Annotated in this window: 9 protein-coding genes; 7 read left to right on the forward strand and 2 right to left on the reverse strand. The window is 38.0% G+C overall.

The window, feature by feature from the left end; genetic code table 11:
* Nucleotides 1–45: 45 nt before the first annotated feature.
* From FL972_RS08315 to FL972_RS08350, 7 genes are all read left to right on the forward strand, one after another.
* Nucleotides 46–1,017 (forward strand): DUF2199 domain-containing protein, encoded by a 972-nt coding sequence (locus FL972_RS08315; RefSeq protein ID WP_144602766.1) that lies wholly within the window; start codon nt 46–48, stop codon nt 1,015–1,017.
* Nucleotides 1,018–1,218: 201 nt separating this feature from the next.
* Nucleotides 1,219–1,833: a hypothetical protein gene (locus tag FL972_RS08325; RefSeq protein ID WP_144604706.1), complete on the forward strand. Its 615-nt coding sequence runs from the start codon at nt 1,219–1,221 to the stop codon at nt 1,831–1,833.
* Nucleotides 1,834–2,014: 181 nt separating this feature from the next.
* Nucleotides 2,015–2,530: a hypothetical protein gene (locus FL972_RS08330; RefSeq protein WP_144604708.1), complete on the forward strand. Its 516-nt coding sequence runs from the start codon at nt 2,015–2,017 to the stop codon at nt 2,528–2,530.
* 9 nt (nt 2,531–2,539) lie between these two features.
* Nucleotides 2,540–2,776, forward strand: coding sequence for a dihydrofolate reductase family protein (locus FL972_RS08335; RefSeq protein WP_262710889.1), 237 nt, complete (start codon nt 2,540–2,542; stop codon nt 2,774–2,776).
* A gap of 250 nt (nt 2,777–3,026) precedes the next feature.
* Entirely contained in the window at nt 3,027–3,269 is a 243-nt protein-coding gene (locus tag FL972_RS19560) for a helix-turn-helix domain-containing protein (RefSeq protein ID WP_250161322.1), read from the forward strand.
* 205 nt (nt 3,270–3,474) lie between these two features.
* Nucleotides 3,475–4,071, forward strand: a complete 597-nt coding sequence (locus tag FL972_RS08345) for a mobile mystery protein B (protein WP_144604710.1) — start codon at nt 3,475–3,477, stop codon at nt 4,069–4,071.
* A gap of 149 nt (nt 4,072–4,220) precedes the next feature.
* Nucleotides 4,221–4,664: a hypothetical protein gene (locus tag FL972_RS08350; RefSeq protein WP_144604712.1), complete on the forward strand. Its 444-nt coding sequence runs from the start codon at nt 4,221–4,223 to the stop codon at nt 4,662–4,664.
* 9 nt (nt 4,665–4,673) lie between these two features.
* Here FL972_RS08350 and FL972_RS08355 read toward each other — a convergent pair whose 3' ends face one another.
* On the reverse strand, nt 4,674–6,761 hold the full coding sequence (locus tag FL972_RS08355) for a protein-disulfide reductase DsbD family protein (protein WP_144604714.1): 2,088 nt from the start codon (nt 6,759–6,761) through the stop codon (nt 4,674–4,676).
* A gap of 362 nt (nt 6,762–7,123) precedes the next feature.
* Entirely contained in the window at nt 7,124–8,509 is a 1,386-nt protein-coding gene (locus tag FL972_RS08360) for a dipeptidase (protein ID WP_144604716.1), read from the reverse strand.
* Between the last annotated feature and the right edge of the window lie 468 nt (nt 8,510–8,977).

The following is an 8,977-nucleotide window of genomic DNA, read 5'->3' on the forward strand; positions in this document are numbered from 1 at the left end:
AAAACGTTGTGCAACATTTGCAAAACAATCGAACTGAATTGAAATATGGGAATTTTTGACCTTTTTAAGAAGAAACAAAAGTCTACCGAATTTAGATGTTCGACTTGTGGAGAAATACACGATGAATTGCCAGCACTTGGATTTATTACACCTTTCTACTATGAAACTCTAAACGAAAAAGACAAAAAAGAAATTGCTGAAATTTCAAGTGATTTTTGCGTAATAAATCACGAAGACCAAACTGACAGATTTATAAGAACTGTATTGACAATTCAAATTAATAATGCCTGTGAAAATTTAGATTACGGAGTTTGGGTTTCTTTAAGCGAAAAGAGTTTTAACGAATATGAGGCTGACTTTAAGAATAATGCTGAAGAAAAAACTTATTTCGGAATGATTAGTAATGACATTCCTGATTATGAAGAAAGCACTTTGGGACTGCACGTAAATGTGAACACAAGAAAAGGTGGAATAAGACCAGAGATTATTCCTCACGAAAACGACCATAAATTGATTTCGGATTGGGAGAATGGAATTTCAATTGAGGAAGCTGAAAAGCGAATAGAGAGAATGAACAATTCTTTAACCAAAAAGAAAACTCAAAAATTGACAAATGAACAAATTAGAACAGAGTTTAAAAAATTTGTCGGAAATGATAAATACACTCATTTCATTTTGACTCTTTACGAAGCATTTCCTTTGAGAGAAAAACTGTTTTTTTGGCAAGAAGAATTACTAAATAAATTTTCGCAAGAATATAATATTGAAGAAATAGAATATAAAAACGTCTACGAAATATTTAATCATTGTCCAATTCACGACTTTGAATTAAAAAAAGATACTGTGAAAATCGTTGATGGGAATGATATAACCCCAAAGACATCATATGAAAAAGAAAAAAAGCTTTTTCCAATGGCAAATATTAATGCGCCCAGAGATTTGGAAAGATTTAGCTATCCCAAAGATGTAGATGTTGTTTATTGCGAAAAATGTAGAGAATTGAAAAATAAATATTAAAAAAACGTTGCACAACAATGGCTATAAGTAATTGCTTGTTCTCGCCTACTTTGGAAATTCCTGCGGAATTTCCAACTTGGTGTGTACCTGCAAAGTTAAGTGCTAACCCACGCAACTACTCATAGCCGAGACCGTTAGCGGGCATTGCAAATGACAGCTTCAAACACAATTAAAAAAGTAATAATTAAATTCCGAAAGTAAATGCAAAAGTATTCGGTTCTAATATGCATAATCATTTCTGTGGTTTTTCTTGTAATTGCCACCTTACTTTATCCTGGGGGTTCAATCCTTGACGAAAATTCTGAAGGTTTTGATTGGTCAAAGAATTTTTTTAGCAACTTATTTTTAGCGAAGGCACTCAATGGTACTGAGAATCAATCAAGAATTTGGGCACTTATCGGTATGGTCTTCAATTCAATTGGATATGGACTTTTCTTTATTCATACCTCTCGCAAAATACCCCACAAGCACACAGAATTGGTTTTAATATCAATTGGCGTTGTTAATATGATTTTTACCTTTCTAATTGCGACACCCTTACATGACATTATGGTAACGGTTTCAAGTACTCTGACCATGATTGGTTTGTTTTACATTACCGTCTTTATCTTAAAGACAAAGAATCATTGGTTGACGTTATTTTGTATTGTGAGCCTACTCATATTTTATTCCACTTTGTACTTGTATGGCGCAGGGAACTGGGGATTGTTGGCTGTAATGCAAAAAGTCACGTTTCTTTGTTTTATGCTGTTGGTTTTGACTATCGAATATTTTACGAAGGCTGAAGATTTTCAACAAACAAAACTGACCGAGTAACAACAACGACCCACTAACATCACCTATACGCAAGCAGGGTTTCGTGCTTCGTAGGACAGAAAAGTGCTATATTTAAAGTCCAGTTTTTCGCAGGAAGTTCAGTGGTTAAAATCCCTGCCTGCGTATAGCTGAGAAACGTTACCTGCAAGCGAGACAAAGAACCCCAAAATGAGAGTAGTAAATGAATATAACAGAACAACGTGATAGATTATTTTTTTTGGTTGGTGAGACCGTAATAAATTTTCAAAAGATTGAATATTATTTAGCCGATTTTTTATATAAGCTATTGGAATTAAACCATGAAGAAAAACATCTTCTTTTAATGGATTCTTTAACTTTTGGACAAAAAATGAATTTAACATTTGAACTCTTTGGAAAAAAAAAGAATAAACTTACTTATATAGCAGAAGATTTTGACTTTGAGATGGCAAGGAAATGCTTATCAAAAGCTGAAGAATTTAGAAATAAAATAGTTCATTCTTTTTATTTTCTTGATGCTAAAGAAGACCATTTCAAAAAACAGAAAAGTAATATTAAAGGTAAAAATGGACTAAAAACTAAAGTTTCCATAATAGACTTTGATTCCTTAGCCAACTGCAATCAACAATTACAAAATTTAGCGTTTTGGTATTTAAATAGTAATAAATCTTTACAAGAATCATTTGATATTTTAAATAATTATAATCAGAAATTCTAAATTCATAAACTGCAAGTAAAAGTTAAATCCTCAACTGGAAATGACATTATAGCTTATGGTGGTGGAGAATTTGTTTCATCTCTAATAAAAGAAAATTTGATTGATGAATATTATTTTTTCATTAACCCTTCGATATTAGGAAAAGGAATGCCAATATTTCAGAAAACAGATTATAAAACTGAATTGAAGTTGAGAAATGCTAAAGCTTATGAGTGCGGAATAACAGTATTAAAATATACGAATTGAAAAAAAGCCAGCTTACAACAACTAGGCTATAGCAAATGCAGGCTGACTGCTTAAAAATGAAGATATTGCAACTAAACAACAATCGGTCTAGTGAACAAAGATTCGGTTTCAAAATCCCGAATTTTCCCTAGTCACGGCCGTTTCATTATATAAAAAAATGTCCGCTCCGGGTTCAATGGATTGAATTTTAACTATAGTCAGATCATCACTTTACTTTTATTAGACTTTTGTCAGGGTATAGCCTTACGATATGAATAAGAAGAAACTTCAAATTGACCAGCTAGAGTCTAGAATCAAACTGTTTTCACCTACCCGTCAATTACCTAATCCGCCAACAGGATGGGTCAAAGCAATCAGATTAGCCTTAGGAATGTCCCTGCAACAGTTGGCAACCAAATTGGGTATGACGAAGCAAAGTGTTCAAGAGCTTGAAATACGAGAAAAAGAAGGCGCGATAACCCTCAAGTCATTAAGAGAAGCGCTCGAGCTTTAGATATGGAACTTGTTTACGGGTTTGTTCCAAAAGACGGAACCTTGGATGGGTACATTGAAAATAAAGCTCGTTTTTTGGCCGAGAAAATAGTTACTCGAACGTCTAATACTATGAAACTTGAGGATCAGGAAAACTCTAGTGAACGAATAAAAAAGGCAATTGAAGAACGGACTAAGATAATCAAGCAAGAACTCCCTAAAGCATTATGGGACTAGACCTGGAGTACATATATGGACAAACCCCACTAAACGAAGATGAAAAGGAAGGCCTATTAATCCCAACAATTGCTACCCGTCAAGAATTAGATGAATTTGAACAACAAAATATAGAAGAAGCATTACAGTGGATTCTGACTCGATCTTTTAAAGCTGAAATCCTTTTGACCGAAAAATTTATATGCAATCTCCACAAACGAATGTATGGAAATGTTTGGTCATGGGCAGGGAAGTTTCGGAAAACAGATAAAAACTTAGGCATTGATAAATGGCAGATACCGGTAGCTACAAAAGCGCTGTGTGATGATTCATTGTTTTGGGTCAAAAATTCAATTTCTTCACCTGAAGAAATTGCAATCCGGTTCAAACATAGAATTGTAAGTATTCATTGTTTTCCATACGGGAATGGGCGCCATAGTAGGTTAATGGCAGATATTATTATCAATAAAATTTATAATTTACCCATGTTTAGCTGGGGAACAAGCGATTTGGTGCATCAATGCAACGCTAGAAGTGCATACCTGAAAGCAGTAAAAAAAGCGGATAATGGTTTTATTCAGCCACTAATTGAATTTGCAAAATCTTAAAGAAATAAATGGGCGAAAGTAAACCAAAACCTAATCGGAATACTTATTTGATACAGTGAACAACTAAACGATCAATTCTCGCCCAAAAAAATCTCTCCTATTATCTATAAACGACCTTCCTTAAAGGGTCAAATCAAATTTCAAAATAGATGCTCAATCGACTCATATTTTCCATAGATATCCCAGCTGAAAAATCCAGTGTTTGGAAAGCTCTTTGGGAGGATGCGAACTATAGAAAATGGTCAGCCGCCTTTTTGGAAGGATCTTATATGCTCGCTGAAATTTGGGAAGAGGGAGGAACTGTACATTTCCTCGGACCAGATCAAAATGGCATATACAGTAAGATTGAGCAATACTTTCCTTTTTCCATCATATCTTTCAAGCATATCGGGAAAGTGACAGATGCAAAACCCCAGCCTATAGATGAAGAAACCAAAACATGGTCAGGAGCCACCGAAACCTATAAGCTTATAGAAGGGGAAAACTCTGTAAAACTAGAAGTGGAAATAGATATAATGGAGGAGCATTTGGAATTCATGAAAGATAAATTCCCCAAAGCACTGGAGCTAATCAAAGAAAACTCCTGCTTATAGTATTATTTGCTACTTCCTTTTTTCAAATTCTGCTTTTGCTCTATCCAAAAATTCAATGAATGCCGGAATACTGGTATCGTAGGAACGGGGATTCACTAGCAAATTTTCTTCATGATCCAAAATTACATAGTAGGGTTGGGCATTGTTTTGAAAGCGGGTGATTTGGAAATCGGCATTTTGCTTGCCCAAGGTTTTTTTCACTTTCCCATCGTATTCTGAAATGTACCATTCACGTTCAGGAAGCTCCAGTCGTTCATCGATATACAGCGCAACCATCACAAAATCCTCCTTCAGCCTTCTCAGAACTTCCGGGTCCAGCCACACATTTTCCTCCATTTTGCGACAATTCACGCATCCATGACCCGTAAAATCAATCAATAAGGGTTTATTGGCTTTTTTTGCGGCCTTTAAACCTTGCTCATAATCAAAATAGCCCTTGATGCCATGAGGAATTTCCAATAAATCCGAATAGACGACTGGCTCATCTAAAATATATTGGGACGACTGACCCACAGCAGCTGCCACGTTTATTTTGAACTGCTGAGAAGTAAGGGGAGGTAAATATCCGCTCAAATATTTCAAAGGAGCTCCCCAAAGTCCGGGGATCATGTAAACGGCAATCATCATACTGAGCAATGCCAGCAATAGCCTGGGAACACCAATGAAATCTAGCGGAGAGTCGTGTGGTAATTTGATTTTCCCTAAGAGATACAAGCCGAGCGCAAAGAAGATGACTATGTGGATTACCAAGAAAATATCTCGGTCTAGTATGCCCCAATGATAGACCTGATCTGCGATGGATAAAAATTTGAAGGCCAGAGCAAGCTCCAAAAAGCCTAAAACTACTTTGACGGAGTTTAACCATCCTCCGGACTTTGGAAGACTGCTCATCCAGCCCGGGAAAACTGCGAAAAGAGTAAATGGAATTGCAAATGCCAGGGAGAAAGAGAACATCCCTAAGATTGGTTTGATCAATTCTCCTCCAGCGGAAGAAATCAAAATGGAACCTACAATTGGACCGGTACAGGAGAATGAAACCAAGACCAAAGTGAAGGCCATAAAGAAAATCCCGATTAATCCTCCTTTTTCAGCTTTGGCGTCTACCTTATTAACAAATGAAGAAGGTAAGGTGATCTCGAATAAACCCAAAAAGGCTAAGGCAAAAACAATGAAAATCCCGAAGAAAAAGAGATTGGGAAGCCAATGGGTCGCCAGCCAGTTTGCAAACTCCGGTCCTTGAATAGCTGCTACAGCAGTGCCTGCAATTGTGTAAATAGCAATAATGGAAAGTCCATAAATAAAGCCATTTCGAATTCCTGCTACCTTGGTTTTAGCTCTTCCGGTGAAAAAACTGACGGTCATTGGAATCATCGGGAAAACACAGGGAGTCAAAAGAGCTGCCAGTCCAGCTAAAAAGGCCAAGACCATAAAGCCCCATAAACTGGGGTTTTCTGTTCCTTCCACTTCTGTGGTAATCACCTGCTCTTGAGCGGGAGTTCTCTCTGCCGTTTCATCTGCCGGTAAAACCTCCTCCTCTGCTAAATTAAATAGCCCGCTATCCGCTGGATTTAGATTAGCTGTTTCAGTTGTGTTTGTTGTTTCAGATGCATTTAGCTGAGCGTTGAAGTCAAGGATAATTTCTTCCTCGTAATTGATGCATTGCCCCGTCAAGTCAGAGCACATCTGATATTCTAAGCTTCCGCGAATTTCCCCGGTTGTTTTAGAAAGGACCAAACTCTGCTCAAAAACCCCTTTTTTGATAAAATACGTTACCTCACCTTCCCAGACATCCTCGTATTTTTTCTTAGCGCCTACTTCCTGAAGTTTACCTTTGGCTACATAAGCATCAGAATTGCTGAGTTTCAAGGTGGTCAATAAAGGGCCCAGATTCGGGTCGAAGCTGGTTCCATAAACATACCAACCCGCAGGGATTTGAGCCTCTAAAATCAGCTTTACCTCTTCTCCTACCTGAGGATTTGCGGGTTCAATCCTACTACTCCAAACCGGAGCTTTGATGATTTGGGCAAAGGAATTGAAGCTTATCAGGATAAAAATTAAACTGAGAAAGCTGATATTTTGAAGGGATCTGAGGCTCATAAACTGATGGAAAATTAAATCAGGATAGATTTAATTGGGAGAAATGATAGGTGTTTATTGTTTATTTAAGCATTGAAAATTGCCTTTTGGTTCACTTCAGTTTTCAATCTCTACTTTTTGTGATTTTTCCGAATCAAAATTTTAATTATTTCTTTTATTCTTTTCAAAATAGAAATCTTTTAGATCCCCCTTAGAGGCTGTCTCAAAAGTGCAATTTGTCACATTGAGCGAAGTCGAAATGTAGGCCACAACGATAGGAATGGCCTTCGACTCCCTGCCTACCGTCAGGCAGGCGCTCAGGCTGACATTAGAGCTATTTATGAGACAGCCTCATTTGGCACGTCTTCAAATTTAAGTAAAACCTATTCACTCAACTTCTTAAAATGCCTGAAGAAAGCGGCGATAGTTTCTATCCCAATGAAGTAATTCTGAACCCCATAGTGTTCATTTGGAGAATGAAGGGCATCTGTATCCAAACCAAAACCAAATAAAATCGGATCCGAACCCAATTCCTTTTGGAAAAGCGCAACAATTGGAATGGATCCTCCTTCACGGGTAGGAATTGGGCGTTTGCCGAAGGTTTCCTCCATAGCTGCCTCTGCGGCCTTGTAACCCACAGAAGAATCTGATACAACAGCCGGAGAACCTCCATGATGGCTTTTCACTTTTACTTTCACACCAGCTGGAGCGATGGATTTGAAATGCTTTTCAAAAAGCTGTGCGATTTCCTGCCAGTTTTGATCAGGAACCAAACGCATGGAAATCTTTGCATAGGCCTTGGAAGGAAGCACTGTTTTGGCTCCTTCACCGGTATACCCACCCCAAATTCCATTGACATCCAAAGTAGGCCTGATGCCTACCCGCTCGATGGTGGTATATCCTTTTTCTCCAAAAACAGTAGCCACGTCCAGTTTCTCCTCATACTCTTTCAGGTCAAAAGGAGCTTCATTCAATCTACCTCTTTGTTCAGCGGTCAATTCCTGCACTTTGTCATAAAAACCAGGAATAGTGATGTGCTCATTCTCATCTTTGAGCGAGGCAATCATTTTACACAGTACATTGATTGGGTTTGCCACGGCTCCACCATAAGTTCCAGAGTGAAGATCGCGATTGGGGCCCGTCACCTCAACCTCCATGTAGGCTAATCCTCTCAAGCCCACAGTAATCGATGGATCTTGCATGCTGATCATATGGGTATCAGAAATCAAAATCACATCGGATTTCAATTTCTCTTTATTTTCTATGACAAAAGCATCTAAGTTGTCAGAGCCTACCTCTTCTTCCCCTTCTATCATAAATTTGACATTGCAGGGTAAATCTCCTGCTGCCATCATGGCTTCGAAAGCCTTCACATGCATGTAAAATTGCCCTTTGTCATCGGCAGAACCTCTGGCAAAAATGGCTCCCTCCGGGTGATTTTTAGTTTTCTTGATGACAGGATCGAAAGGAGGAGAATCCCATAATTCATAAGGATCGGCCGGCTGCACATCGTAATGGCCATAAACCAAAACAGTTGGAAGGGATGGATCTATGATTTTTTCACCGTAAACGATAGGGTATCCAGGCGTTGGGCAAATTTCAGCCATATCAGCTCCTGCCTTTTCCAGACTTTCTTTCACAAATTCCGCTGCGCGAAATACTTCGTCTTTGAATTTTGGATCAGCACTGACAGAAGGAATCTTCAATAAGTCAATCAATTCATTGAGAAATCGCTCTTTGTTTGCTTGGATAAAATCGTTTACTGCCATGGGTTTTGATTCTGTTTTTTGTTAAAGGCTTAAAATTATCGCTTTCAGGAGGAAATGCCTATTATGTTTGCGGTTTTGTTGGGGAAAAGCGGTCTTTGTCTCCCGCAAAGGATGGAAGAGGCCAAGGATATAGGAAGCTATGTTTGCTATCGATTTTATTTTGTGGAAAAATACAACAGGATTCAAGTAGTTAATTGTTAATAGTTATTGAGTTCTCGTTTAGGGAAAAGCTCAATTTGTTGAATGCTATGTTTTCTATGGTCCCTATGCGGTTTATAAAAAATGCTCGCAGCGGCGCAATGGCGCGGCGGGTTTATTCTCCTGCAAAGAGGCAAAGAAGCCAAGATTTATTGATAAAAAAGGTAAATCCCGTAGGGATTAGAGCTAGGTAGTAAAGGTTTCTTCAGAGCTCATCTCCATGCCGTAGGTATGGAAGAATTTTAAGCTTGTATCTCTGAAATAAAGAAA

The sequence above is a fragment of the Algoriphagus algorifonticola genome (genome assembly GCF_007655305.1).
Lineage (GTDB): Bacteria > Bacteroidota > Bacteroidia > Cytophagales > Cyclobacteriaceae > Algoriphagus > Algoriphagus algorifonticola.